The sequence below is a fragment of the Sphingobium sp. 3R8 genome, from assembly GCF_020166615.1.
Lineage (GTDB): Bacteria > Pseudomonadota > Alphaproteobacteria > Sphingomonadales > Sphingomonadaceae > Sphingobium > Sphingobium bisphenolicum.
In genome coordinates, this window is record NZ_JAIQXR010000010.1 from 1 (window position 1) to 23,057 (window position 23,057).

Sequence of the window (23,057 nt, forward strand, 5' to 3'; positions counted from 1 at the left end):
CAAAAGGCGTGGCTGGCGCTCCACGACGATCCCGACAGCTATGTCCCGACCGGGCACCAGTTGAAGGCATGGCTGTTCGGCGGGCAGTCGATCGCGGCGAAGGTCGCGCTGTTCGACCTGGATGGATACGCTGGCGCGACCGTCGCCGACCTGTTCGGCGATGATCGATATTTCGCCGATGCCGATGCTTTCTGGACCGCGCAGAACGCGGCTATCGAGGCCCGCCGCGCGGCCTATCTGGAGGATGGCTGGAGCGATGTCGTGATCGTCCCACCCTCCGAGCATTTCCATTCGTGGGAATATGAGAAGGCGGGCAAGCGCAAGGGCGGGCGCGTCTATGTCGATGTCCGCTCGACCGGCGAAGTCACCTTCCATGAGGGCTATGTGACCCGCAATGAGGCGCGGAAGGCTGAGCGTGGAGAGGTCCCGGACGGTCAGAAGGTGGCACGGCCCGAACTGACCTCGACCTTGCAAACCTATGTCGACCTGCACCGCCACGCTGCCGTGCGCGCCGCCATGCTGGACCGTCCGGAGGTCGCGCTACGCCTGATGGTGGCCCATGCCATCGTCGGTTCGCACCTGTGGAGCGTGAAGCCCGAGCCGCAAACGACCCGCAACGACGCGGTTCGCGAAAGCATCGAAACCTCGCGCGGCGAAGCCGTGTTCGACGAGCGCCGCCGTGCGGTCCTTGCGCTTCTCGACTTCTCGCCCGACGAACCGACCGTGACCGGCGGCAATGGCGACGACTACGGCCTCTCCGGCCTGTTCCTCGCTTTGCTCTCCCTGCCAGACCACGCCGTCATGGAGGTGATCGCGGTCGTGATGGGCGAGGCGCTGGCCGCAGGCAGCGCCGCCGTCGAGGCGTTGGGCGGCGAGATCGGCGTCGCCATGGTCGATTGGTGGGAGGCAGATGAGGCCATGTTCAGCCTGATCCGCGACCGTGAGGTGTTGGGCCGGATCGTTGCGGATGTCGCGGGCGAAACCGTCGCGACCGCCAACGCCAAGGAGAAATCCAAGACCTTGAAGCAGATCGTCGGCGACCATCTGGCGGGCAATGACGGACGCGCCAAGGTCGAGGGATGGGTGCCGCGCTGGATGCAGTTCCCGCCGAGCGCTTATACCGCGCGTGGCGGGGTTGGCACTGTCGCGGCGGCGGCAAAAGTCGCTGCGGTGCGGGAGTGCATCGCCGCGCCGGACCCCGACGAAACCGGGAAGCCGTTCGCCGAGGCGGCATGAACTATCGCAGGCGGCAGCGATGCCGCCCGCTTTTTCTGTCTCCGAAAAATCGCCGCGCGCCTCCGTCGTTCCGACGTCGGCGCGCGGCGATTTGCCTTTCAGGCGACCAACTTCAGCCGTTCGAGGAAGGCCGATGCAATAGCGCCAACCGCCGCCGGATCGTCATATGTGAGGCCATGACCTACGTTCGCGATCTGGTCGAACGTCACTTGCGGGTTGAGGGCCTGCAACTCCCGGGCGGTTTCCGGTGACACGATTCCCCGCTCGCCGAGGATGAGCAGCGTTGGCGCCGCAATGCCGGCGATCAGCGCACGAAACTCGGGATTGGGCGGCGTGAGAATCTCGAATGCACGTAGATCCGTGCGCAGCACGGCGTCGGCGAGGTATTCGCTCATCTCGTCAGGGCGGGTTGGATGCTCGGCGCGCGCGGTTGCCAGGAGCGATTCCCTGGATGGCGTAAGTGCTTGCCGATGCTGGTCGGCAACGCCGCTTTCAAACACCTCGCGTTGCCATTCCGGGCTGATGAAAGTCGGGTCGACCAGGACGAGCGCGCCGATCGCCGAACCGAGCTCGCGCGCCGCCACGGCCGCCGTCATTCCCCCCCATGGAATGACCGAGCAGCACAGGTGCGCGCAGCTTCAAGCCAACGATCAGCCCGATCACGTCAGCAGCCAATTGATCGTAGGAATAGACCGCCTCGGACATGCTCGAGGCGCCATGCCCTCGCGCATCCGGCAGGATTACGTCGAAATCCTTGATCAGCGATCTCGCCAATGGCTTCAGGCAGTCGCCGCTCCCCGTAAGTCCATGGAGTGCGATGACCGTCGGCCTATCCGTGCCGCTGCGCTGGTAGCGGATGTCGATTCCATTGGCCCGGCAGACCCCGGCGTCCCAATCGTCCGACATGCTTCCGATCCCCGTCATTTCGCTCATGTGCTCCCGCTATTCAAAGGTGTCGACCGATGGCCGGAGGGCGTCTCCATCAGCGTTTCCGGATCACGATCTTGTCCTGGCCGCAAATCGAACAGGCTTCCTTTCGCCGCTCGAAACCCTGCGTGCCGGCCAGTTCCCGCGTCTTGTGATTGGCATGTTGCCGCACGGATAGTCCAAGGCGCTCGGTGATGCAGTCGTCGCAGATCGGCTCCGGCGACAACCTCTCGATCAACCCGCGAACTCGATCCAGTACCGTCATCTTCCCCCCTGTCCCGAACGTCTAGCTGCCGTCGGACGGAAGGCCAACGCAACATTCAGGCAAGAACGATTTCATCTCCGATGAAGCGTTGTCGCAGCGCTTTCTGGCCGGATACACATGCCATACCCGTATCACGCATCGTCTCTGCAACCCCGGCGGCCTTGATCGATCGCGGTTTGCCGCAAGCCTTCTTTCGACGCGCAACGGCTTCGTCAGCCTTCTTCCCCGGCGCGGTGCCCGCGCCTTCCTCGCGAGACAAGAAGCCCGCCTCGGGCCGTCCTCCGCTCCGCTTCGGCCTGGCGGTGCGCGTCGTAAGGCCAGCGGCCGGACAACCGCATCGAGGCCGCATGGGGCGGCATCGACCCAACGAATGGAGGTTATCATGGCACAGGTCGGCAGCTTCACCCGCGGCGAGAACGGCGTCTACAACGGCGAAATCCGCACTCTCACGCTTCGCGTCAAGGCCAGCATCCGCCCGGTCGAGCGTGAAAACGAAAAGGCACCGGACCACCGAGTCAGCGCCGGCGGCGTCGAATTCGGCGCGGGTTGGACCAAGGCGGCGCGCGAAACCGGCGCCGAATATCTGAGCCTCAAGCTCGACGACCCGTCCTTCCCGGCGCCCATCTACGCCACCCTGACACAGGGCGACAACGGCGAGCACAAGCTCATCTGGTCTCGCTGAACCCCGAACGCCCCGCGCCGCCGAGGCGCGGGGCTTCTCCTTCCATCGGAACAAGGCTCCGAGGGGTGTCGAAAGCGCGCCATCCCTTTTCGACACTCTTCACCAGGTGTCGCGCAAGGCATCCGGGTGCCGCGATCGCATGGTTGCGATCACCCCGACAGGACACCGGCACCCATGGACAGCGACGACGACATCGCCCGGGCCAGCCGCGCCAAGCGCGGCTCGCCCTTCCTCAACACCGACCAGGCCGCAGCCTATCTCAAGATGTCGAGCCGGCTGCTGAAGCGCCTGCGCCGCGACGGCAAGGGGCCGGTATTTCGCCGGCACAGCCGCTATGTCCAATACCATATCGACGACCTCGATGCCTGGTCCGCCGAGCATAGCGCTCGGGAACTCGGTCGATGATCCGCCGCCGCAACCGCGCGGACGACGCGCCGCTCTTGGCCTGGGGCGATGCCCTGCGAGCCGCGAAGATACGTCGCAGGCGCCTTCTTCGGCGAGGCCTGTTCGTTGCGACTATCTGCGGGATCGTGCTCGTTCCAGCCGCCGTCTCGCCAACCCCGCGCCTTGTCTGGAATGCCTCCGCCAGCGCTCCGATCGGCCTCTATGCCGTGTCGCCCGGGGCCTTTCCCGAAGCCGGCGACATGGTCGTCGCGCGACTGCCCACCGTGTTCCGCCGGCTGGCGGCCGAGCGGCGCTACCTTCCGCAGAACGTGCCGCTGGTGAAGCGCGTCGCGGCGGTGGCAGGTGATGAGGTTTGCGCGGTGGGCCAAGCCATCACGGTCAATGGCCGGCCCGTTGCCGAGCGGCGCATCTTCGACGGCCGGGGCCGCCGGATGCCGTTCTGGCTTGGCTGCATTCGCCTGCGCGGTCGCCAGCTACTCCTGCTGATGCACGCACCCGACTCGTTCGACGGACGCTATTTCGGGGTGACCGAAGGCCGCGACATCATCGGCAAGGCGCGGCTGATATGGGCATGGTGAGGCTCTGGATTACGGCCGCGTCGCTGGCGTTTTCCGGCCCCGCGCATGCTGAAACGGTCGCCGACTGGCGCCCCTATATCGTCGAGGCATCGAACCGTTTCGGCGTACCGGTCGCGTGGATCGAGCGAGTCATGCAGGCCGAAAGCCGTGGTCGGACGATCCTGGGGGGGCGACCGATCCGCTCCTCGGCGGGCGCGATCGGCTTGATGCAATTGATGCCCGCAACCTGGGCGGACATGCGTTCTCGGCTCGGCCTCGGGTTAAATCCCGACGATCCCCGCGACAATATCTTGGCCGGCACGCTCTACCTGCGGCTGATGTATGACCGCTTCGGCTATCCCGGCCTGTTCGCCGCCTACAATGCCGGCCCGAGGCGCTATGCCGACTATCTCGCCGGGCGCGTCAGACTGCCATCCGAGACGGTCGGCTATCTCGCCAGCGTCGCGCCCGGATCACCTGCGCGGCCCTCGACAGCGTTCGTGGCACCACCGAAACCGGCGCTGCCCGTGACGATCTTCGCGGTCCGCAGGGACCAGCCCGGGCCATCGGAAACGCGCGATCCGGCACCCGGATCGTCGCTGTTCGTCGCGCTGTCGAAGCGGGACTGATCGCGATGTCGTGCCTGTCGGAGAGGGAGGAAGCTCGTCTCGACAGGCCCAGCATGACGGGCGGCGGAGCGCCTATCAAGGCCCGCGGGTGCCCCCCAATTTTCTGCGAAAATCGGTTCCCCCCACGTCCGCTTCGCGGCGCTGCGCTTCGCTCCGCGGCCCTGACAGCCGCTCCGCCGCCCGTCCCTCAAACGCCGTTCTCGATGGTGAGGACGCAAGCGTTGGAGGTCATCATGAGCATGTATCAGAGCATCGGAACCGCGTCGGCCAATGTCGTCGATCGCGTGATGGAAATGCTAGTCGCTGGGCTGGAACTGGAGTTCGGGCGCGGTGCCGGTCAGGCAATGGCACATCGGCTTCTTGAGGCGGAGGAAGCGGATTTTCGTTGGGATGCGAGGGTCGAGGAGCGCTGGATCGGCGCCTACGAGAGCATCGACGACGACGAGTTCGAACTGGACCGGATCGCGATTTGCGGGCGGCTCGATGGCAAGTGGTTCTGCGCCACGATGCTCGTGGACGGCGATGGCCAGGCCCACGGTGTGACGGGATGCAGGACATTCCTGTCACTGGTTCGGGCGCGGGATGCGATGCTCCGTGCGCACTGATCGGGAGCATATCCACGGGGAGAGGCGGCGTCGGTTCGGCGGCGTCTCTCCCCCTTTTTTGAGCCGTGAAGGTGGGGAGGAAGGGAAAAAGGGGAAACAAGATAAAGGCAGAGTCTCGCGACACTCGCTAAGTGTTTGTCTGCACATCTTTTTTCTACGAGACAGCGGCCATCTGCTGCGAGACAGCGGCGCCAGGAATGGCGGAAACATGCCGTTTTTCGCGCGAAAGCGCGAGACTCCGGGCCGTTGTCATGTCTGACGACGACTTTACTCCGAAGCTTGGCCGGATACGCAGCAAGGACGGCAAGAAGGTCGTCAAATATGGCGGACGCATCCTCGCCGCAGCCCGCCTTGCGGGTACCAAAACCGGTGTTCGATCGCGCCGCTTCGACGGCAGCCGGATCGGGCGCGGCGCGAGCATGGGACGGTTATTGTCGAGCCGCGATCGTCTGGCAGGATTTCGCGGGCGCCGCGCCGTCGTGAAGGCGAGCCTGATCCGCCTCACCGGTAAGGCCGGCCAGGTCGCTCGCGCGCACATGCGCTACATCCAGCGCGATGGGGTCACGCGCGAGGGGCTTCCGGGCGAGCTTTACGGCCCCGGGACCGACCGCGCCGATGGCGATGATTTCCTCAAGAAGACTGCCGGCGACCGGCACCAGTTCCGCTTCATCGTCTCGGCCGAGGACGGCGCCGAATATTCCGACCTCAAGCCCTATGTCCGGCGCTTCATGGCACAGGTCGAGCATGACCTGGGAACGAAGCTCGACTGGGTCGCGGTCGATCACTTCAACACCGAGCGCCCGCACACCCATATCGTCCTGCGCGGCGTCGACGATCGCGGCGATAATCTCATCATCGCGCGCGAGTATATTTCGCAGGGGCTGCGCGAACGCGCGTCAGAGCTGGTGACGCTCGATCTGGGACCGCGCACCGATCGCGAGATCGAGGATCGCCTGCGCCACGATGTCGACCAGGAACGGCTCACCGCGATCGACCGGCGGCTGTTGCGTCGAATGGATGCCGATCGCACCGTCTCGCCGGCCGATAACGATCCCTTCCAGCAGTCGATCGCGGCCGGGCGATTGCGCAAGCTCAAGGCGATGGACCTCGCCGAGGATGTCGGCGGCGGCCGCTACCGGCTTGAAGACGGCCTTGAGGACACGCTGCGCCGCATGGGAGAGCGCGGCGACATCATCCGCCTGATGCAGCGCGAACTGACCGCGCGCCGGCTCGATCGCGCCGGGGTTGAGCAGGTCGTCACCACAGAGATGCGCGAACCGCTCGTCGGACGGGTGATTCACCGCGGCTTTTCCGATGAGCATCGGGATCGCCACTATTTGATGATCGATGGCGCGGATGGCCGGGTCCATTATGTGGATATCGGCCGGGGTGATGCGATCCCATCGATGCCCGAGGGTGCGACGGTGCGGATCGAAGCAACCAGGGCCGAGCCGACGGCCGCCGACCGGACGGTCGATGCCGTGGCCCGCGCCAATGGCGGGCGCTATTCGGTCGACCTGCATCTCCGCCACGATCCGCAGGCCAGCGAAGCCTATGCCATGAGCCACGTGCGACGGCTGGAAGCCATGCGGCTGGCGGGGGCCGGGCCGGACCGTTACGCCGACGGTAGCTGGACCATCCCGGGCGACCACCTTGCCCGTGCGGAAGCGTTCGCCCAACGGCAGCATCGCGACCGACCGATTACATTTTCGATCCTCTCGCCGCGACCCATCGGGGATCTGGCCGCGATTGAGGCACCGACATGGCTCGATCGCGAACTGGCTTCGGGCACATCCAACGGGGCGCGCGATGCTGGTTTCGGACGCGAGGTGCGGAGCGCATTGGCGGCGCGGCGTCAGTGGCTCCTCGATCAGCAACTGGCCGACGGCCACAGCCAAGGTTTTCGGTTGCGCAGCGACGCGCTGGAAAGCCTTCGGCAGCGTGAGCTGGGGAGCGCGGGCGCGCGGCTTGCCGAGCAGCTCGGCAAGCGGTTCAAGCCCGCCCGGATCGGCGAGCGCGTCGAAGGTGTGATCGCGCGGCGCGTTGATCTCGAAAGCGGCCCCCACGCGCTGATCGAGCGGGCGCGTGATTTCACCCTCGTGCCTTGGCGGGATGTGCTTGAGCGCAGCCTTGGCAAGGCGGCCTCCGGAATCATGCGCGCCGACGGGATCAGCTGGCAGTTCGGCCGCGGACGGTCAGGCCCGGCGATCAGCTGACCGCCCCCGTCTCGGGAACCGTAAGATTCTTCAACGATTCTAGCCAAGAGGAGGAGAGCTGAAATGGCAGACAATAAATCGAAGCGCGGCGCGGCAGACAGGCGACAGGTCGCTGGTGGCGAAGGGTATGAAGTCAATTACTTCGCGCGCAAGCACGGCATCAGCAAAGATCAGGCTCAGGATTTGATCAACCGGGTCGGCAATGACCGCGAGAAGCTGAACGCCGCTGCGGCCAAACTGAAGAAATAGCCGCTGCATCATCGGGAACGACTCTCCCGCGCGAGGAGTCTCTCGATGATGAGATATACAAGCTAAGCGCGCCGGTGGTGCGCGCGTCCACAACAGCGGCTACCGCACGCCCGGCCAAAGCGCCGGCGCGGCGCAAAGTCGCATCCGCATCAAACCCGCCGCCATTTCGGCCTGTCCAGCTCGCAACCCTGGTCGACACGGTTCCAGCCGGGGACCGCTGGCTCCATGAAATGAAATATGACGGCTACCGCGTCCTCATCGCGGTCGGCGGTGGCGTGGCGCGCGCTTACACGCGGTCGGGGCTCGACTGGTCCGAAAAGTTCGCCGGCATTGTCGAGGCCGCCGCAAAGCTGAACGTCGGCTCAGCCCTGATCGATGGCGAGGCAGTCGTGCTGGAAGCGGACGGCCGATCCAGCTTCCAGGCCCTGCAGGGTGCGCTCAAGGGTGCGCCCGCGAGCATTGAATATTACGCCTTCGACCTGCTCGAACTCGACGGCGAAGATCTGACCGGCCAGCCGCTCACGGCGCGCAAGGAGAAGCTGCGCGCCATCATTCCGAACTCGGAGGATCGCCTTCGCTATTCCGAGCACATCGTTGGCAGCGGCGAGAAGCTGCTCCACACCTTCTGCGATGCAGGTCTTGAAGGCGTCATCTCGAAGGTGGCGACGGGCAAATATGTCGGATCGCGCTCCGGTGGATGGCTCAAGACGAAATGTATCAAGCGCCAGGAGTTTGTGGTCGTCGGCTGGACGCCCTCCGACAAGTCCCGCTCATTCCGCTCCCTGATCCTCGGCATCCACGACGACGGGGAGCTACGCTATGCCGGTAAGGTCGGCACCGGCTTCGACACCGCGGAGCTGCTCCGCCTGATGGAAATCATGAAGCCGCTGGAACAGGAGGCACCGACGGTGAAGGCACCGCGCGCCGAGGTGCGCGGCGCCCATTGGTTGAGGCCGAAGCTCGTCGCCGAGATTGCCTATACCGAGATGACCAACGAAGGCACGCTTCGCCATCCGAGCTATCTGGGGCTTCGCGAGGACAAGAAGCCCGAAGCCGTCGTGCTGGAGAAGGAAGCGCCCGTGGCGGAGATCGCGGCGCCCGCGACTTCGAGGATCAAGATCAGCAACCGCGAGCGCATCATCGATCCGGACTCGGGGATTACAAAGGGCCAGCTTGCCGACCACTATGCAGCGGTCGCGGCAATAATGCTCCCGTGGGTGGGCAGTCGCCCGATCAGCCTCGTGCGTTGCCCCCAAGGGCGCGCCAAGAAATGCTTCTTCCAGAAACATGATGCCGGCAGCTTCGGCGATACCGTCAGGCATGTCGGGATCATGGAGAAGGATGGCCACGAGGAGCCCTACCTTTACCTCGACACGGCCGATGGTCTCCTCACCTGCGTCCAGATGGGCACGATCGAATTCCACGGCTGGGGCGCCCGCATCGAAGATGTGGAGAAAGCGGATCGGCTGGTATTCGACCTCGATCCCGACGAGGGCCTCGATTTTGAGGCGGTGCGCAAGGCCGCCTTCCATTTCCGGGAAATCTTGCAGCAGATCGGACTTGAGACTTTCCCCATGGTGACGGGCGGCAAGGGTATTCATGTCATCGCCCCGCTCGTGCCCAAGGCCGAATGGCCGGAGGTGAAGGACTTCGCGCATCGCCTGGCGCAGGCCGTGGCGCAGAGCGACCCCGACAACTTCACTGCCGCGCTGCCAAAGGCACAGCGCAAGGGCCGCATCTTCGTCGATTATCTGCGTAACCAGCGTGGGGCCACGGCGGTGATGCCATATAGCGTGCGGGCCCGCTCCGGCGCTCCGGTCGCAGCGCCCATTACCTGGAAGGAGATGGAGACGATCGACACGCCGGCCCACTGGCATGTCCGCGACGCGCCCGAACTTGTGAAGCGCGCCGCTTCAAAGGCCCTGTCTGGCTGGGGGCGGGCCGATCAGGTGCTTCCCGACCTGTGAAGATTGCGACCTATAATGTGAACGGCGTCAACGGGCGCCTAGCGGTGCTGCTGCGATGGCTGGCGGAGGCCGAGCCCGACATCGTCGTGCTACAGGAGCTGAAAGCGCCGCAGGAGAAGTTTCCCGAAACCGCGATCCGCGACCTAGGCTATGACGTGATCTGGCGCGGGCAGAAGAGCTGGAACGGCGTCGCCCTGCTGAGCCGCGTTGGCGAAATCCACGAGACGCGGCGTAGCCTGCCCGATGATCCAGACCCGACGCAGAGCCGCTATATCGAGGCGGCGGTGAATGGCATCCTGATCGGCGGGCTTTACCTGCCCAACGGCAATCCCAGGCCCGGCCCCAAGTTCGACTACAAGCTCAAATGGTTCGACGCGCTGATCGCACACGCTGCCAGCCTGCTGGAAAGCAGCCTGCCGGTTCTGCTGCTCGGCGACTTCAACGTCATGCCGACCGAGCGCGACGTCTACAAACCCGAGCGCTGGCTCGACGACGCGCTGTTCGCGCCAGAAGTGCGCGAGGCCTTCTTCCGGCTGACCGCCCAAGGCTGGACCGACGCGCTGCGCACCATCCATCCTGACGAGACGATCTACACCTTCTGGGATTACTTCCGGAACGCCTATGGCCGGAACGCCGGCCTGCGGATCGATCATCTGTTGCTGAGCCCGTCGCTCGGCGACCGGCTGGTGGACGCGCAAGTCGACATGCATGTACGCGGCTGGGAGAAGACCAGCGACCATGCCCCGGTCTGGGTGGAACTCGCCGACAAGCCCAAGCGGCGCCGACGCAAGGCGGTCAGCTGAGGACCTTCCCGAACGCTGCAGCCTCGTTCTGTGACTACAGCATCTCGAGCGGGCGGCGCTCGCGCGGCGCGGCAAACGCCGCGTCGAGCTGAGCGAGCGTCGCCTCGTCCAGCGTGATGTCGGCTGCGGCGCGGTTCTCGCGCACATGCTCGACAGTCGAAGCCTTTGGGATCGCGATCAGTCCCGGCTGTCGCAAGGTCCAGGCGAGCGCAAGCTGTGCTGGCGTGACCCCCAAATCGGCGGCAAGTGCTGTGAGCTTGCGGTTGCCGATCAGGCGACCCTGTTCGACCGGGCTGTAAACCATCGCAGTCATGCCGTGATCCTCAAGCCAGGGCAGGAGGTCGTGCTCCGGCCCGCGGCGGGCCAGATTGTAGAGGATCTGGTCGGTGACGCAGGCCGACCCGCCGGCTTCGACCAGTTCCTCCATGTCATCGGTATCGAGGTTGCTGACGCCCCAGTGCCGGATCTTGCCGGCGCGTTGCAGCGCCCGCATCGCCTCGACCGTCTCGGCGAGCGGCACATTGCCGCGCCAATGCAGCAGATACAGGTCGAGCCGGTCGGTGCCGAGCCGCTCCAGGCTCGCCTCGCACGATCGCGGGAGCCGGGTGAGCGACGCGTTCTGCGGATAGGCCTTGCTGACAAGGAAGACCTCGTCGCGGCGCCCGGCGATCGCCTCGCCGATCAGTCTCTCGCTCGCGCCATCGCCATACATCTCGGCCGTGTCGATCAGGGTCATGCCAAGGTCGATGCCGGTCCGCAGCGCCGCGATTTCCTCATCACGCTGATCCTTGCGCTCCCCCATCATCCAGGTGCCCTGGCCAAGGCAGGGAACCTGTTCCCCGCTTGGCAAGCTCACCGTGCGCATGGCTTTGTCGGGCTGGGACATGCTCATGGCGCTGCCCGCGCTACGATGATTGCGACCATGGCTTTGGTTCTCCGGCGGATCATTCAGTCTCCTAACGCATGGGCGGCATGTTCCGCGCCTCGCAGTGACAATTCATCCAAGACGCAATCGCATTGGCGGCTCGCCGATGGTCCCATCGCACTCAACGCACGCTCGCGTCCGGAACGCCCGGCTATGGCAACCGTTCACAAAGGTGAGTGACATGGATTTGCCGTCAGCCTCGCTGCCGTACGGTCCCCGTATCGGAGCAGCATGATGGCGAAGACAGCATTGGTCGCAGGCGTGAGCGGCATCGTGGGCAGCGCGACGGCGCAACTGCTCCTCGAACAGGGTTGGGACGTCCATGGCCTCGCGCGGCGCGCGACCGGCCAAGCCGGCGTGCGCCCGGTACTCGCCGACCTTAAGGATGCGCAGGCGACCTCCGCGGTACTGCGCGACCTCCAACCCGATGCCGTGTTCATCACGACCTGGCTGCGGCAGGACAGCGAGGCCGAGAATATCCGCGTCAATTCGGCGATGGTGCGCAACCTGCTCGATGGGCTGCCCAAGCCCATGGGACATCGGCATGTCGCACTGGTCACAGGCCTCAAGCACTATCTCGGGCCGTTCGAAGCCTATGGGAAAGGCGCGTTGCCGCAGACGCCTTTTCGCGAGGAACAGGGCCGGCTCGATGTCGAGAACTTCTACTATGCGCAGGAGGACGAACTGTTCGCCGCCGCCGCGAGGGATGGCTTCACCTGGAGTATCCATCGCCCGCACACCGTGATCGGCAAGGCGGTCGGCAACGCCATGAACATGGGCACCACGCTCGCCGTCTATGCGACGATCTGCCGGGAGACCGGGCGGCCGTTTACCTTCCCGGGCTCGGCCGCACAGTGGAACGGCCTCACCGACATGACCGACGCACGCCAGCTCGCCCGGCAGCTGCTCTGGGCCGCGACGACGCCGGCGGCGGCGAACGAGGACTTCAACATCGTCAATGGCGATGTCTTCCGCTGGAGCTGGATGTGGGGCCGGATCGCGTCGTGGTTCGGGATCGAGCCCGTTCCATTCGACGGGTCCGTGCGTCCGCTCGAGCAGCAGATGGCCGGCGACGAGATGATCTGGCGACAGATTGCCGAGCGGGAGGGCCTGGTCGAACCGGACCTGCAGCGGCTGGCGTCGCCCTGGCATACCGATGCTGACCTTGGCCGACCGATCGAGGTGGTCACCGACATGTCCAAGAGCCGGCGGTTGGGCTTCAGCGCCTATCAGCCGACCGATGATGCCTTCATCGAACTGTTCGAGCAGCTTCGCGCGGATCGGTTGATACCGCAGCCAAGGGGCATATCCCGGGAGGAGGTCCGATGACCCTGCCGGGCGAGACCCACGCACCGCCGATGAACCGCGCCGAGCGCCGAGCGCTGGCAGCAAGAACCAGAGAGCGCACGCCCCGCCGCTGTGCCTGCTGCGCGCCTGGGGTTGAGAAACATGAACACGGAAAGAGCGATGAAGGCCAGGCCGCACCCTCCTGACCGGACGTGATCGTACAGCCCCGGGGAAGGGGCGTCAGCCTTGGCCGGCGAACCAGTTCGCGTAAGGCGTATTGCGCGCCATGTGGCGATTATAGTCGGGCGCGCCATCATCCCACCACACCGGCCCGCGCTCGCCGAGCGCGCGCTTTGCTCGGTCGACGGCAGCATGCGCGTCATCCTCGGCCATTTGATCTTTCGTCCGCTTGGCGGCGGCGACGGCCCGACGCGCGTCCATCAGCTGTTTGACCAGGGACTCCCGCTCAGCCGGCTCAAGGGCGGGATCTGACATCCGCCACAGCCGCCCGCGCACCACGAAATAGCGGCCGTCCGGCGTCACCCGGCGGGGAGGCATGCGCCTCTGCCCGCCGGATGCTGGCCCTGTCATTCGAGCAGGTTGGCGAGATTCTTCAGCGACGAGTCCATACCCAGCGTGTGATCGGCCGCACTGATGCCCGGTGGTACGTGCTCGGCGACGAAGGTCACCTTGGTGCCGTCGCGTACCGCGGACAACAGCGTCGTGATCGTCATTGTCCCCGCAAAGGCCGGGTCAGCGCTTTCGAACTGCACCGCTTCGACAATCTTTTCGTCGGGGACGAGTTCGATGAACCGTCCGGTGAAGACGTCGGCATCCTCGGTCGACTTGCCATGCCCCGCCTCGGCCTTCTCGTAGACGAACGTCATGCGATAGCCGCCGCCCGGCCGGGCATCGAACTCAAAGACTTTCGCGGTCATGCCTTTGGGCGCGCGCCATGAGGCGACGCTCTCTGCATCGAGGAAGGCCCGGTAGATGGCGCGGGGCGAAGCGAGGATGGTGCGCGTCGCGCTATGAACTATTGATTCGGTCATCCTCTCCAGAGGTGGACAAGGCCGTCGTGACGATCAATTCAAAAGCGAAGGGCCGCCCACACGGGACGGCCCTTCCATTGTCTTCGCCTTGGCGCACAGCTCAGCCGAGCCGGACTCCCATGGTGGAGGCCTTGCTCACTTCGATAGCCGCGCGCGGCGTGGGACAATGAGACATCTGACCACCTCCTTTCCGTTGTTGAACGATTTGCGGGATGTGGGATCGGATCGGGGAATTTCAATCCGACAAGCGTTTGTCAGCAAAGGTTTTTCCCTCGCGTTCGCGTAAGGATCGGAAGGTGATCGACCAACGCGGCACGTCCATCGGAGCGATGCTGTGCTCCCATTGGTGACGAACCTCGCCGGCCAGATGATAGATCGACCGGGGCGCAAGCTCGGCTTTCCTGCGCGCGAACCCGTCGGCGGTTCGCTGGCGCAAGCGCAGCGTCGTGGCGTTACCGAGTGAAATGCCGACGACATGTTCGAACACCGGCCGGTCCTTGTGCCAACCGATGCCGGCGCCGGGATCGTAACGGATCAACAGGGCCTGGACGAGATGATCGGGCGCGAGGCCGGCAAAGGCGGCGGCCCGGGCCTTCACCGCCGCGAGCCAGTCCGGCAGAGGGTCGGTCGGCGCGAACCGGCCGCTCTCGAAATCATAGCTCCAGCCGAACGACCGGGTCAGGCGCTTGCCGGTCCATTGCTGAAACCGGAAGGGGCTGAGGCCCTCGGCATCAATTTTGTCGATGAGGAAAGCCTCTTCGTCGACCGAGATAATCTCGGGCCGCGTGGCCAAGCCCGGGACGGGCGGGGCATCAAATAGGTCGGCCATCATGGTCGTGGGCGCCAAGCCCGTCCGCCTTCGATCCCACCAGCCTGGCGCAGCAGGGTGCCAAGCGGACGGCCCCTCAGCGTGCAGGCGGCGACCACCCGGTCATAGCTGCGCCGTCCGGCGCGGCAGACCAGCGGCTTGCCCATCGCCAGTCGTTCCAGCCGCCGCTTGGCTTCGCGGCCGCCGGCGTCGTGCAACTCAGGGGCGTAGAAGTCATCCGGCCGGACCTCGATCCAGCGATCGGGCCGGCCGGCCGGGCCAACGCAAAGGCCGTCGCCGTCGCCGACATAGCGGACGATACCGGCGAAAGTGGTCCCCTTGGTCGGCAACGCGCCCTCGCAGGGATCGGCGAGCGCAGGAGCGGACCAGGCGCAGGCGACAAAGCTCGCCGCGGCGATAAGGTGTAACCGGTTCATTGACGGAGGATCAGCGCAGCTGGCTGTCCTTGCTGCCGCGCCGGTTGATCCCGGAATAGGTCGGGCGCTTGTCGCGTGCCGACTGGCAGGAAACACAGGTGCGCGCGCCGGGCAGCGCGCGGCGGCGCGCTTCCGGGATCGGCTCGCCGCATTCTTCGCACTCGGCCGAGCCCGCGCCCGAGGGCATGCGCGCACGCGCGCTGGCCAGCGCGTCTTTCACGCTGTCCTCGATCTGCTCCTGAACGGCGCCGTCGGGCGCCCAGCCATTGGCCATGCGTGCTCGTTCCCGCGGAAGTGTCTGTTAAGGTTTCGATATAGGTGCGCCGGAGCATCATTTCATCCTCGTGGACTCTTCCGAAAATGCTCCGCTGGTGCGGAGCTGGCGCACGATCCCGTTATAGGCGGCGTGCACGCCCTGGCTTCGGCCGATCTCGTGATCCGATCCTGCCGCCTCCCAAAAGGCGACCAGCCACTCGTCGGGACAGCGGCCGCGCAAGACCCAGAGCGCAAGTGCTACGCCGCGCGTCTGCACCTTGCCCTTGATTGCCGTGGCCTCGCGCAGGACGTTGACGGCGCGTTCGATGGTCCCGGTCGCGCGGGCGCTCGCCTCAATGGAAGTCATGGCTGCGGATGCGGAGGATCTCTTCCCGCTCCTGAATGGTGCCGAACGGAGGCGACGCCAGCATTCGTCCGCGCGGGAAGCTCGGGTCGCGTGGGTCGGGTCCGCCGCCATTGTGGGCACCATCGCCGCGACCGGGCGCGACCGCGAATTGCGTCCGGCCGATCGAGCGGAGCATGTCGTCATGATCGGTGATCCGATCGCAGATGATGTGGATGACCTCGCCTTCCTTCTGCAGCCGCCCGCGCATCGCGATCATCGATGCGGACATGACCTGGCGCCGGTAGATCTCGAACTTGTTGGGCCACAGGATGCCGTTGGCGATGCCGGTCTCATCCTCGATCGTGATGAACAGCACGCCCTTCGCAGAGCCGGGACGCTGGCGAACAAGAATGACCCCGGCCACCTCGACATTGCGCCCGTCGCGGATGGCCGCGAGATCGGCGCACCGGGCGATCCGCATCGTGTCGAGCTCGCCACGCAGGAAGCTCATCGGATGGCCGCGCAGCGACAGCTGCAGCGAGCGATAATCCTCGACGACCTCGCGCCCGGCGGTCAACGGCGCCAGCGTCACTGTCGGTTCCATGCCTTCCGGTGAGAAACTCGCCTCGCGTGCATCGGCGGCGGCGAACAGGGGCAGCAGGGCTTCACCTAGCCCCTTCACCTTCCACAGGCCCTGCCGCCGATCCTCCGCGATGCAATGGAAGGCGTCCGCTTCCGCCAAACGTTCGATCGCCACGCGCGGCACGTCGGCGCGCCGCCACACTTCCTCGACGCTGGCATAAGGCGTGTCGCCCCGCGCCACCGCGATCTGCGCCCCGTGAATGTTGGCAAGCCCACGCACCTGCCGGAAGCCGAGGCGGACGGCCATGAAGCGCCCCTTTGTCGGCTCCAGCGTGCAATCCCAATGGCTATGGTTGATCGAGACCGGCCGGACCTCGACACCATGCTTGCGGGCATCCTGAACGATCTGCGCGGGGGCATAGAAGCCCATCGGCTGGGCGTTGAGCAGCGCGGCGCAGAATACGTCGGGATGGTGATGCTTCACCCAGCAGCTCGCGTACGCGATCTTGGCGAAGCTCGCCGCATGGCTTTCCGGGAAGCCATAACTCCCGAACCCCTCGATCTGCTTGAAAGTCCGTTCGGCAAAATCCTTGGGGTAGCCGCGGTCGATCATGCCGCCCACCAGCTTGTCGTAGAAATGGCTGACTCCGCCGGTCAGCTTGAACGTCGCCATCGCGCGGCGCAGTTGATCGGCTTCGACGGGTGTGAAGCCGGCGCCGACGATCGCGACCTTCATCGCCTGTTCCTGGAAGAGGGGCACGCCCAGCGTCTTTTCGAGCACTGCGCGGAGCTCGGGCTTGGGATATTCGGGCTTCTCCTTGCCCTCGCGGCGGCGGAGGTAAGGATGGACCATGTCACCCTGGATCGGTCCGGGACGCACGATCGCGACCTCGATCACCAGATCGTAGAATTCCTTCGGCTTCATGCGCGGGAGCATCGACATCTGCGCCCGGCTCTCGATCTGGAACACGCCAAGCGTGTCCGCGCGCTGGATCATCTTGTAGACCTCCGGATCATCGTCCTGCAGGTCCGCCATGCCGATCTTGATGCCCTTCTCCTGCTCCAGCAGGTTGAAGGCGCGATTCATGCAGCCGAGCATGCCAAGGCCGAGAACGTCGACCTTCATGAATTTCAGCGCATCGATATCGTCCTTGTCCCATTCGATGATCTGCCGGTCCTCCATGCGCGCCGGCTCGATCGGCACGAGATCGTCCAGCCGGTCCTGGGTCAGCACGAATCCGCCGGGGTGCTGCGACAGATGCCGGGGGGTGCCGATCAGCTGGCGCGCGAGGCGAAGCGTCAGCTTGAGCCGGTGATCCTGGGCATTGAGATTGAGGCTTTCGATCTGCTCATCGCTAATCCCATCCATCGACCAGCCCCACACGAGGCCGGTCAGCATCTTGGTGAGATCACGCGGCAGCCCCAGTGCCTTGCCGACTTCAGCCACCGCGCCGCGCGTCCGATAGCGGGTGACGACCGCGGTCAGCGCCGATCGATCACGCCCATAGGTCTCGTAGATCCATTGGATGATCTCCTCGCGCCGCTCATGCTCGAAATCGACGTCGATGTCGGGTGGCTCCTTGCGTTCGCCCGAGACGAAGCGCTCGAACAGCAGCTCATGCTGGATCGGGTCGATTGAGGTGATGCCGAGCAGATAGCAGACGCAGCTGTTGGCGGCCGAGCCGCGCCCCTGGCAAAGGATACCGCGCCGCCGGCTCTCGGCCACGATCGAATTGACCGTCAGGAAATAGGGCGCATAACCGAGTTGCTCGATCAGCTGCAGCTCATGGGCAATCTGGTCGCGATAGCGCTGCGGCACCCCATTCGGAAATTTTGCCACCAAAGCCTGCTCGGTCATTTCCGCCAGCGCTTCCTGCGCCGTGCGACCGACCATCACCTGCTCATACGGATATTGATACTGGATCTCGCCCAGGTCGAAGGTACAGGCGCGCGCTATGTCGGCGCTGGCCTGGATCGCGTCCGGAAATGCCCGGAAGCGCCGCTCCATTTCCGCGGGCGGCTTCAAGTGGCGGTCCATAAAGCGCTCGCGTCGATAGCCGAGCGCGTCGACCGTCGTCTTTTCGCGGATCGCGGTGACCACGTCCTGAAGCGGTCGCACCTCCGGGCTGTGGTAAAGTATGTCACCGGTCGCGACCGCCCGCACGCCATGCCTGGCGGCGAGAGCGGCGAGGTCATGGAGCCGGATCGCATCGTCGGGCCGGCGTCGGAACGACAGCGCGCAATATCCGCGTGCGCCAAATGCCGCCGCCGCGTCGATGAACTGGCGCTCGGTCGTTTCGTTGGGAAGATCGGGCAGGAGGATGCCGACCAGCCCTTCGGCATGATGCACGATGTCGGCCCAATCGAGGATGCAGAAGCCCTTGCCCCCGCGCGCCTTGCCGATCGATAGCAGCCGGGTCAGCCGGCTCCAGGCAGCACGATCGTGCGGATAGAGGAGAAGATCGTGCCCCTCGGTCGCATGCACACGGGCGCCGGGGATCATGCGGACGCCGGTGGTCTTCTGTCCGTCCCAGCCGCGTACGACGCCGGCAACGCTGCCCCAGTCGGCGAGCCCGAGCGCACTATGGCCTTGGAGCGCCGCAGCGGCGAACAGCTCTTCCGGCGAACTCGCCCCGCGCAGGAACGAAAAATGGCTCATCACCTGAAGTTCGGCATACGCTGTCATCAGCCGAACATCCCATGGATGTACCAGCTGAGATCACCGGTCTCGGGCTCGACGCCATCACCGCGACGGAACAGCCAGAACCGCTCGCCGCTCTCGACCTCGACGCGGAAATAGTCGCGCACCGCCCAGAGCTCGGTGTCGGTCCGCCACCATTCGCCATGGATTCGCTCGGGACCATCGCCGGCCGTCACGCGATAAGGCTGCCCGCGCCATGTGAAGCGTCGGGGTGGATGGTCTGGGAGCAGCGCCACGACATGGGTCAGATGCTCCGGTCGACGCAGCACGCGGACCGGGCGCTTCCACTTCGGCCAGCAACCCGGTTCGTCCAATGGGCCGACGCGGCAAATGGCACGCTCGGGAACGTCGCTTTCGTTCGGAGCCACGCGGAACACGGCAGCCTCGCCAGCTCTACCGACAAGCTGATCGATCGCCGGCGCAAGATCTGTCGCGGCGCCGTCCGACATGACGAGCGACCCGGCCATGCTAGCGCCGAGCGGCTCGCTGTGCGGCACAAGCAGGTGCATGGCCTCGATCCCAAGACCCGGCTCGATCCGATCAAGCTTCAGAGCGAACATGCGCTTGAGATGCTTGGCATCGCGCGTCGCGCGCGATGCGCCGATCCCGATCCGCTGCGCCTCGCCATCCACTCTGTCCGCGACGAGCAGCGCGGTGCGGACACCGAGGCCGCGCTCCCGCAGGACCGCGATCAGATCGTCGACGAGATCGCCGATCACCTGCGTGATGCTTTCGGGCGTTCCGATCGGCTCCAATAGGCGAAGCGACACCTCCGGTGCCTCGAACGGCACTACCGGCGCGATCGGCTCGGCGACATGGCCAAGCGTCTGGTCAAGGCGGGTGACGGCCGCGAGGCCGAGCCGCTTTGCCATAGGGCCGCGCGGAAGCCGGATAAGATCCGCCACCCGTTCCAGGCCGAAGCGCGCCGCTGCGGTCAGCGCCGCCGCCTCGAGCCGGAGCGCCGCAACCGGCAGCTCGCCAAGTGCCGTCGCCTCGGTGCCGGAATCGGGGAGGAAGATGTCCCGGCCGCCGTAGCGGGCGAGTGCATGCGCCGCGCCGGGCGTGCCGGCGATCGCGATGCGCGCCGTGAAGCCCAGTCGCTGCAGGAAGCGGAGCAGTCGGCGGCAGAATCGCTCCTCGCCGCCGAAAAGATGGGTCGTGCCGGTAAGGTCGAGCCACAGGCCGTCGCCGCCCGACACGCTCACGGTCGGCGTCCAATGCATCACGCCATGCAGTGCCAAGCGATCGAGCCATGCTTGATCGCCGGCCGGATCGGCATCCCGCACGTCGAGATCGGCAACCAGGGCCCGGGCGTGGGCCGCGACCATTCCCGGCGTCAGGCCGAGCGACAGCGCGACCGGGCAGGCCGAGCGGATCAGGTCGCGCTGCCCGACCCGTTCGATCAGGACCATCGGCCGGTCATGTCGGAACGCAATGACGGGCATCGGTGCCGTGCCGCGCCCGCCTTCGTCCGGAGGCATCGCTTTGAACGGATGCTCGACCGGCTCCGACCGGCGGCCTAGCATGCGCATCGGCGGACGCTGATGGGCCGGCAGCTGCGCCATCTGCCCGATGATCTGCGCCTTGGTCAGTCCGCCGTCACGGGCCCAGCGCGCGCCCGGTCGCCAGCCTCCTCCACGCGGAACCGAGCAGGCGCCGGGGTTATCGTCGACGGGCGAAGGGAGCGGCGCTGCTGGAGCGCGCGGTTCAAGCGGCCTGGCTGGCCGCTCCGACCGCCGCAGCCGCTCGATGGCGAGCTGGGGCAGGTAGAGCGAGGCGACCCGTATCATCGCAAGCCTCGACCACAAGAGAGAATGGATTGCCGTTGCGTTGCCGCACCAGCTCGACCGACCAGCACGCGCGGCCGACGCCGGGCGCAGGCAACGGGACCGAGGGCGCGCAGCCGATCCGCCAGCGGGTCATCGCCGCGGACGGACGTTCGAGCGGGTCACGGCTGGTCCTGGCCCAACGCCGGAGGAGCAGCATCGGCGTTCGGCTGTCGGCTGCCGCCAGCTGCAGTCGCCGAGTGGCGGTCTGGTCGGCGACCTTCACCTCGGCCACCACGGCGGAGAAACTGCCGTCGCGAAGCGAGTCCTCGGCGAGCGCCAGCGCCATCGTCTCGTTCCTGCCTTGGAGGTAGAGCAGCTTCGCGGCCGGCAGGCCGGCCTGTTCGAGACCCGGCGCATAAAGATCGAAGCGGGTGAGTGCCCAGGCGACGTTGGCGCCGGGCACAGTAGCGAACCGGGCGGCAAGCCCCGCGACGAACAAGGTTGCAGCGGCATCGTCGCCGAGCGTCGGCGAAGCAGCGGTGATTTCGTGGAGACCGCCGCCGTCTATCCCGCCCGCCCCAAGCCGACTATCGAGCGCGTCGATCCCGAAAGCCAGCACCGGCCCGCGCTGGCTTTGGGCCTGCGCAAGCTGCGCGCGAAGCGCGGCTAGCTGATCGGCGGACGGCCGATCGAGGGACGACGGTTGGACGGACATCGGGCAACATCGACTCACTTGTTCGCATTATGTTCCGATGGGCGCGGAGATTCGTCAAGGCTTGTGAATCCCTCAAGGAGCTGCTGACCTAGCTCTTGCCGATCTCGCGCCAGGATTTCTCGCTGATTTCGACGTCGTGTTTTTTCGCGGCTGCCTTGATCCGCTTCCAGGCTTCGTCGCGTTCGTCGTCGCTCACGTCCTTCACCTGGTTGAAGCGAGCGATAGCGTTGCGGACGTGGCTCGCATTTTCGAGCGGTTCCTTTCGCTGCTTCGGAAACGCGAACGAGCTCTTGGACAGGTCGTCGCGGTCTTCGGTGCTGAGCTTGGCCATCATCGCCTCCTGATATCCGCACTCAACGGATGAGCGAGGCTGAGGGTTCTGTGCCGTCGGCGGCCGGTTCTGCAGCCGGGCCTATCCGACCTGCTCGACAGCAAGGCCGCCCGCCGGGAGGGCCTTGAGAATGTCCTTGGCCGAGACCGCGGGGTCCAGCCAATCGGCCCAGTCGGTGCGATCGAGGATCGCGATCTGGCGATCATGGAATGGCGCGATGTCGGGCCCTGGGTCCATGGTCAGCATGGTGAAGGCTTCGCCGACATCAGGGTTGCTCCGCCATATGCCGGCAATGCAGAACCAGGGCTCACCCTTTTTCGTGAAAAGCCATTTGTCCTTGCGCTTCTTTTTCGGATCGTCGGGGGTCGTAAATTCGTAGAAGCCGTCGGCGATGATCAAGCAGCGGCCGGTCGTGAACTCGCGGCCCTCCGACCGGAAATTGTAGACCGGTTTCTTGTTCGGCGCGGGCCAACTCCATCGACGCTGCACAAGCTCGCCTCTCAGGCGGCTCGAACCGCTGCGCACGATCGGAGCCGTGTCGGTGATCTTGATGTCGGCTCGCGGAGCAAGGTTGGGGATGCCCTCGGGCGTCTCGATCGCGATCTCCAGATCGTTGAAATCTTCAATGATCGAGGCGATCTCAACTTCGAGGCGGTAGTCGTTGCACATGACGGACCCCAAACTCCTCAGCCTTGCGACTCACCGTTGTTCTTATTATGTTCCAAGCCATGGACGCAACCGCGACCCCGTTTGAAGCCGACGCCCCCGAGGACAATCTCCGGCCGATCGTACGGTACAAACCGGATGAACCCGGACGACCCCAACTGATCAAGGCGCGCTGGGGGTCCAATCCGCGCTTCACCGATGGCGTCGAGTTTAGGTTCGTGCGCTCCGAGGGCAAGACGTTCCCGAGCCATCGCTGCCTGATCCCGGCATCGGAATTTCAGATGCGGGTGGGCGATAGGCGCTACCGCGTGAAGCTCGACGACGGGAACTTCTTCTATCTCGCCGGCGTGTGGGAACCGGCCATTGGCGATTGGCCGCTATCCTTCCGGATCATCACCGTCCCGGCCAATCACGAGGTGTCCCAGTATCAGGAACGGCACGGCGCAATCATCCTGCGCCGCCAGGTCAAAGATTGGCTGGACGGCGTCGTTCCGGAAACCGAGCTACTGGTAACGCCACAGGGGCGGATATTCGACATTCGAGAAATTGGTGCAGCGGACAGGGCAAAACCCGTCCAAGCAATGCTTGGTCTCTAGGAAAGCGCCCGCTAGCAGCAACTTATCGCGATCTAACGCGGGAGCG

Annotated in this window: 28 protein-coding genes; 12 read left to right on the forward strand and 16 right to left on the reverse strand. The window is 65.5% G+C overall.

Going from position 1 to position 23,057, the window contains the following annotated elements:
* The coding region (locus tag K9B33_RS11160) for a chromosome partitioning protein ParB (RefSeq protein WP_224548785.1) at positions 1 to 1,236 on the forward strand (1,236 nt) is incomplete at its 5' end.
* A gap of 98 nt (positions 1,237 to 1,334) precedes the next feature.
* On the opposite strand, the gene K9B33_RS11165 is transcribed toward K9B33_RS11160, so the two are convergent.
* The 4 genes from K9B33_RS11165 to K9B33_RS11180 are packed head-to-tail and all read right to left on the reverse strand — an operon-like array spanning position 1,335 to position 2,687.
* Positions 1,335 to 1,832 carry an alpha/beta fold hydrolase gene (locus K9B33_RS11165; RefSeq protein ID WP_224548787.1) on the reverse strand — a complete coding sequence of 166 codons (498 nt, stop codon included), beginning with the start codon at positions 1,830 to 1,832 and terminating at the stop codon, positions 1,335 to 1,337.
* A complete protein-coding gene (locus K9B33_RS11170) occupies positions 1,729 to 2,169 on the reverse strand; it encodes an alpha/beta fold hydrolase (RefSeq protein WP_224548788.1) in 441 nt (146 codons plus the stop codon). The genes K9B33_RS11165 and K9B33_RS11170 overlap by 104 nt, the downstream gene beginning before the upstream one ends.
* A gap of 49 nt (positions 2,170 to 2,218) precedes the next feature.
* Positions 2,219 to 2,428: a hypothetical protein gene (locus K9B33_RS11175; RefSeq protein WP_224548789.1), complete on the reverse strand. Its 210-nt coding sequence runs from the start codon at positions 2,426 to 2,428 to the stop codon at positions 2,219 to 2,221.
* A 55-nt stretch (positions 2,429 to 2,483) separates the two neighbouring features.
* Positions 2,484 to 2,687, reverse strand: a complete 204-nt coding sequence (locus K9B33_RS11180) for a hypothetical protein (RefSeq protein ID WP_224548791.1) — start codon at positions 2,685 to 2,687, stop codon at positions 2,484 to 2,486.
* Between the two features lie 123 nt (positions 2,688 to 2,810).
* Here K9B33_RS11180 and K9B33_RS11185 point away from each other — a divergent pair, with 123 nt between their 5' ends.
* The 9 genes from K9B33_RS11185 (at position 2,811) to xth (ending at position 10,541) form a co-directional block, all read left to right on the forward strand.
* A complete protein-coding gene (locus K9B33_RS11185) occupies positions 2,811 to 3,110 on the forward strand; it encodes a DUF736 domain-containing protein (RefSeq protein WP_224548792.1) in 300 nt (99 codons plus the stop codon).
* Positions 3,111 to 3,284: 174 nt separating this feature from the next.
* On the forward strand, positions 3,285 to 3,515 hold the full coding sequence (locus K9B33_RS11190; protein WP_224548794.1) for a helix-turn-helix domain-containing protein: 231 nt from the start codon (positions 3,285 to 3,287) through the stop codon (positions 3,513 to 3,515).
* On the forward strand, positions 3,512 to 4,093 hold the full coding sequence (locus K9B33_RS11195; protein ID WP_224548795.1) for a S26 family signal peptidase: 582 nt from the start codon (positions 3,512 to 3,514) through the stop codon (positions 4,091 to 4,093). The genes K9B33_RS11190 and K9B33_RS11195 overlap by 4 nt, the downstream gene beginning before the upstream one ends.
* Positions 4,081 to 4,701, forward strand: a complete 621-nt coding sequence (locus K9B33_RS11200; protein WP_224548796.1) for a lytic transglycosylase domain-containing protein — start codon at positions 4,081 to 4,083, stop codon at positions 4,699 to 4,701. The genes K9B33_RS11195 and K9B33_RS11200 overlap by 13 nt, the downstream gene beginning before the upstream one ends.
* Positions 4,702 to 4,922: 221 nt before the next feature.
* On the forward strand, positions 4,923 to 5,306 hold the full coding sequence (locus K9B33_RS11205; RefSeq protein ID WP_224548797.1) for a hypothetical protein: 384 nt from the start codon (positions 4,923 to 4,925) through the stop codon (positions 5,304 to 5,306).
* Between the two features lie 251 nt (positions 5,307 to 5,557).
* The gene (gene rlxS, locus K9B33_RS11210; protein ID WP_224548798.1) at positions 5,558 to 7,522 is read left to right on the forward strand and encodes a relaxase/mobilization nuclease RlxS; all 1,965 of its coding nucleotides are present in this window, start codon (positions 5,558 to 5,560) and stop codon (positions 7,520 to 7,522) included.
* Positions 7,523 to 7,585: 63 nt separating this feature from the next.
* The gene (locus K9B33_RS11215; protein ID WP_224548799.1) at positions 7,586 to 7,771 is read left to right on the forward strand and encodes a DUF3606 domain-containing protein; all 186 of its coding nucleotides are present in this window, start codon (positions 7,586 to 7,588) and stop codon (positions 7,769 to 7,771) included.
* 77 nt (positions 7,772 to 7,848) lie between these two features.
* The gene (ligD, locus tag K9B33_RS11220; RefSeq protein WP_224548800.1) at positions 7,849 to 9,738 is read left to right on the forward strand and encodes a DNA ligase D; all 1,890 of its coding nucleotides are present in this window, start codon (positions 7,849 to 7,851) and stop codon (positions 9,736 to 9,738) included.
* Positions 9,735 to 10,541: an exodeoxyribonuclease III gene (gene xth, locus K9B33_RS11225; protein WP_224548801.1), complete on the forward strand. Its 807-nt coding sequence runs from the start codon at positions 9,735 to 9,737 to the stop codon at positions 10,539 to 10,541. Before ligD ends, xth begins: the two co-directional genes overlap by 4 nt.
* Before the next feature lie 34 nt (positions 10,542 to 10,575).
* On the opposite strand, the gene K9B33_RS11230 is transcribed toward xth, so the two are convergent.
* The gene (locus K9B33_RS11230; RefSeq protein ID WP_224548970.1) at positions 10,576 to 11,406 is read right to left on the reverse strand and encodes an aldo/keto reductase; all 831 of its coding nucleotides are present in this window, start codon (positions 11,404 to 11,406) and stop codon (positions 10,576 to 10,578) included.
* Positions 11,407 to 11,700: 294 nt separating this feature from the next.
* Between K9B33_RS11230 and K9B33_RS11235 the strand changes: the two genes are divergently transcribed.
* A complete protein-coding gene (locus K9B33_RS11235; RefSeq protein ID WP_224548972.1) occupies positions 11,701 to 12,795 on the forward strand; it encodes an SDR family oxidoreductase in 1,095 nt (364 codons plus the stop codon).
* A gap of 198 nt (positions 12,796 to 12,993) precedes the next feature.
* On the opposite strand, the gene K9B33_RS11240 is transcribed toward K9B33_RS11235, so the two are convergent.
* The 11 genes from K9B33_RS11240 to K9B33_RS11290 all read right to left on the reverse strand — a co-directional run bounded on the left by K9B33_RS11240 (position 12,994) and on the right by K9B33_RS11290 (position 22,418).
* The gene (locus K9B33_RS11240) at positions 12,994 to 13,311 is read right to left on the reverse strand and encodes a hypothetical protein (protein WP_224548802.1); all 318 of its coding nucleotides are present in this window, start codon (positions 13,309 to 13,311) and stop codon (positions 12,994 to 12,996) included.
* A gap of 29 nt (positions 13,312 to 13,340) precedes the next feature.
* A complete protein-coding gene (locus K9B33_RS11245) occupies positions 13,341 to 13,805 on the reverse strand; it encodes an SRPBCC family protein (protein ID WP_224548803.1) in 465 nt (154 codons plus the stop codon).
* 235 nt (positions 13,806 to 14,040) lie between these two features.
* The gene (locus K9B33_RS11250) at positions 14,041 to 14,637 is read right to left on the reverse strand and encodes an alpha-ketoglutarate-dependent dioxygenase AlkB (protein ID WP_411974008.1); all 597 of its coding nucleotides are present in this window, start codon (positions 14,635 to 14,637) and stop codon (positions 14,041 to 14,043) included.
* On the reverse strand, positions 14,634 to 15,050 hold the full coding sequence (locus K9B33_RS11255; RefSeq protein WP_224548805.1) for a nuclease: 417 nt from the start codon (positions 15,048 to 15,050) through the stop codon (positions 14,634 to 14,636). The genes K9B33_RS11250 and K9B33_RS11255 overlap by 4 nt, the downstream gene beginning before the upstream one ends.
* A gap of 10 nt (positions 15,051 to 15,060) precedes the next feature.
* Positions 15,061 to 15,324 (reverse strand): DksA/TraR family C4-type zinc finger protein, encoded by a 264-nt coding sequence (locus K9B33_RS11260; protein WP_224548807.1) that lies wholly within the window; start codon positions 15,322 to 15,324, stop codon positions 15,061 to 15,063.
* A gap of 57 nt (positions 15,325 to 15,381) precedes the next feature.
* Positions 15,382 to 15,672, reverse strand: coding sequence for a hypothetical protein (locus K9B33_RS11265; RefSeq protein WP_224548808.1), 291 nt, complete (start codon positions 15,670 to 15,672; stop codon positions 15,382 to 15,384).
* Positions 15,659 to 18,919: an error-prone DNA polymerase gene (locus tag K9B33_RS11270; RefSeq protein ID WP_224548809.1), complete on the reverse strand. Its 3,261-nt coding sequence runs from the start codon at positions 18,917 to 18,919 to the stop codon at positions 15,659 to 15,661. The genes K9B33_RS11265 and K9B33_RS11270 overlap by 14 nt, the downstream gene beginning before the upstream one ends.
* Positions 18,919 to 20,724 carry a DUF6504 family protein gene (locus tag K9B33_RS11275; protein WP_318011112.1) on the reverse strand — a complete coding sequence of 602 codons (1,806 nt, stop codon included), beginning with the start codon at positions 20,722 to 20,724 and terminating at the stop codon, positions 18,919 to 18,921. The genes K9B33_RS11270 and K9B33_RS11275 overlap by 1 nt, the downstream gene beginning before the upstream one ends.
* The gene (locus K9B33_RS11280; protein ID WP_318011113.1) at positions 20,642 to 21,436 is read right to left on the reverse strand and encodes a protein ImuA; all 795 of its coding nucleotides are present in this window, start codon (positions 21,434 to 21,436) and stop codon (positions 20,642 to 20,644) included. Before K9B33_RS11280 ends, K9B33_RS11275 begins: the two co-directional genes overlap by 83 nt.
* 70 nt (positions 21,437 to 21,506) lie before the next feature.
* A complete protein-coding gene (locus K9B33_RS11285; RefSeq protein ID WP_224548810.1) occupies positions 21,507 to 21,752 on the reverse strand; it encodes a DUF6582 domain-containing protein in 246 nt (81 codons plus the stop codon).
* A 78-nt stretch (positions 21,753 to 21,830) separates the two neighbouring features.
* Complete coding sequence (locus K9B33_RS11290; RefSeq protein ID WP_224548811.1) at positions 21,831 to 22,418, reverse strand: SOS response-associated peptidase family protein; 588 nt, start codon at positions 22,416 to 22,418, stop codon at positions 21,831 to 21,833.
* 59 nt (positions 22,419 to 22,477) lie between these two features.
* Between K9B33_RS11290 and K9B33_RS11295 the strand changes: the two genes are divergently transcribed.
* On the forward strand, positions 22,478 to 23,011 hold the full coding sequence (locus tag K9B33_RS11295) for an SOS response-associated peptidase family protein (RefSeq protein ID WP_224548812.1): 534 nt from the start codon (positions 22,478 to 22,480) through the stop codon (positions 23,009 to 23,011).
* Positions 23,012 to 23,057 lie beyond the last annotated feature (46 nt).

What these genes read in the sequence shown, in the direction of transcription:
- K9B33_RS11165 (WP_224548787.1), bottom strand. Translation starts at nt 1,832, where the DNA reads ATGACGGCGGCCGTGGCGGCGCGCGAGCTCGGTTCGGCGATCGGCGCG.
- K9B33_RS11170 (WP_224548788.1), bottom strand. Translation starts at nt 2,169, where the DNA reads ATGAGCGAAATGACGGGGATCGGAAGCATGTCGGACGATTGGGACGCC.
- K9B33_RS11175 (WP_224548789.1), bottom strand. Translation starts at nt 2,428, where the DNA reads ATGACGGTACTGGATCGAGTTCGCGGGTTGATCGAGAGGTTGTCGCCG.
- K9B33_RS11185 (WP_224548792.1), top strand. Translation starts at nt 2,811, where the DNA reads ATGGCACAGGTCGGCAGCTTCACCCGCGGCGAGAACGGCGTCTACAAC.
- K9B33_RS11190 (WP_224548794.1), top strand. Translation starts at nt 3,285, where the DNA reads ATGGACAGCGACGACGACATCGCCCGGGCCAGCCGCGCCAAGCGCGGC.
- K9B33_RS11195 (WP_224548795.1), top strand. Translation starts at nt 3,512, where the DNA reads ATGATCCGCCGCCGCAACCGCGCGGACGACGCGCCGCTCTTGGCCTGG.
- K9B33_RS11200 (WP_224548796.1), top strand. Translation starts at nt 4,081, where the DNA reads ATGGGCATGGTGAGGCTCTGGATTACGGCCGCGTCGCTGGCGTTTTCC.
- rlxS (WP_224548798.1), top strand. Translation starts at nt 5,558, where the DNA reads ATGTCTGACGACGACTTTACTCCGAAGCTTGGCCGGATACGCAGCAAG.
- K9B33_RS11215 (WP_224548799.1), top strand. Translation starts at nt 7,586, where the DNA reads ATGGCAGACAATAAATCGAAGCGCGGCGCGGCAGACAGGCGACAGGTC.
- K9B33_RS11230 (WP_224548970.1), bottom strand. Translation starts at nt 11,406, where the DNA reads ATGCGCACGGTGAGCTTGCCAAGCGGGGAACAGGTTCCCTGCCTTGGC.
- K9B33_RS11235 (WP_224548972.1), top strand. Translation starts at nt 11,701, where the DNA reads ATGGCGAAGACAGCATTGGTCGCAGGCGTGAGCGGCATCGTGGGCAGC.
- K9B33_RS11240 (WP_224548802.1), bottom strand. Translation starts at nt 13,311, where the DNA reads ATGCCTCCCCGCCGGGTGACGCCGGACGGCCGCTATTTCGTGGTGCGC.
- K9B33_RS11245 (WP_224548803.1), bottom strand. Translation starts at nt 13,805, where the DNA reads ATGACCGAATCAATAGTTCATAGCGCGACGCGCACCATCCTCGCTTCG.
- K9B33_RS11250 (WP_411974008.1), bottom strand. Translation starts at nt 14,637, where the DNA reads ATGATGGCCGACCTATTTGATGCCCCGCCCGTCCCGGGCTTGGCCACG.
- K9B33_RS11255 (WP_224548805.1), bottom strand. Translation starts at nt 15,050, where the DNA reads ATGAACCGGTTACACCTTATCGCCGCGGCGAGCTTTGTCGCCTGCGCC.
- K9B33_RS11260 (WP_224548807.1), bottom strand. Translation starts at nt 15,324, where the DNA reads ATGGCCAATGGCTGGGCGCCCGACGGCGCCGTTCAGGAGCAGATCGAG.
- K9B33_RS11265 (WP_224548808.1), bottom strand. Translation starts at nt 15,672, where the DNA reads ATGACTTCCATTGAGGCGAGCGCCCGCGCGACCGGGACCATCGAACGC.
- K9B33_RS11270 (WP_224548809.1), bottom strand. Translation starts at nt 18,919, where the DNA reads ATGACAGCGTATGCCGAACTTCAGGTGATGAGCCATTTTTCGTTCCTG.
- K9B33_RS11275 (WP_318011112.1), bottom strand. Translation starts at nt 20,724, where the DNA reads ATGATACGGGTCGCCTCGCTCTACCTGCCCCAGCTCGCCATCGAGCGG.
- K9B33_RS11285 (WP_224548810.1), bottom strand. Translation starts at nt 21,752, where the DNA reads ATGATGGCCAAGCTCAGCACCGAAGACCGCGACGACCTGTCCAAGAGC.
- K9B33_RS11290 (WP_224548811.1), bottom strand. Translation starts at nt 22,418, where the DNA reads ATGTGCAACGACTACCGCCTCGAAGTTGAGATCGCCTCGATCATTGAA.
- K9B33_RS11295 (WP_224548812.1), top strand. Translation starts at nt 22,478, where the DNA reads ATGGACGCAACCGCGACCCCGTTTGAAGCCGACGCCCCCGAGGACAAT.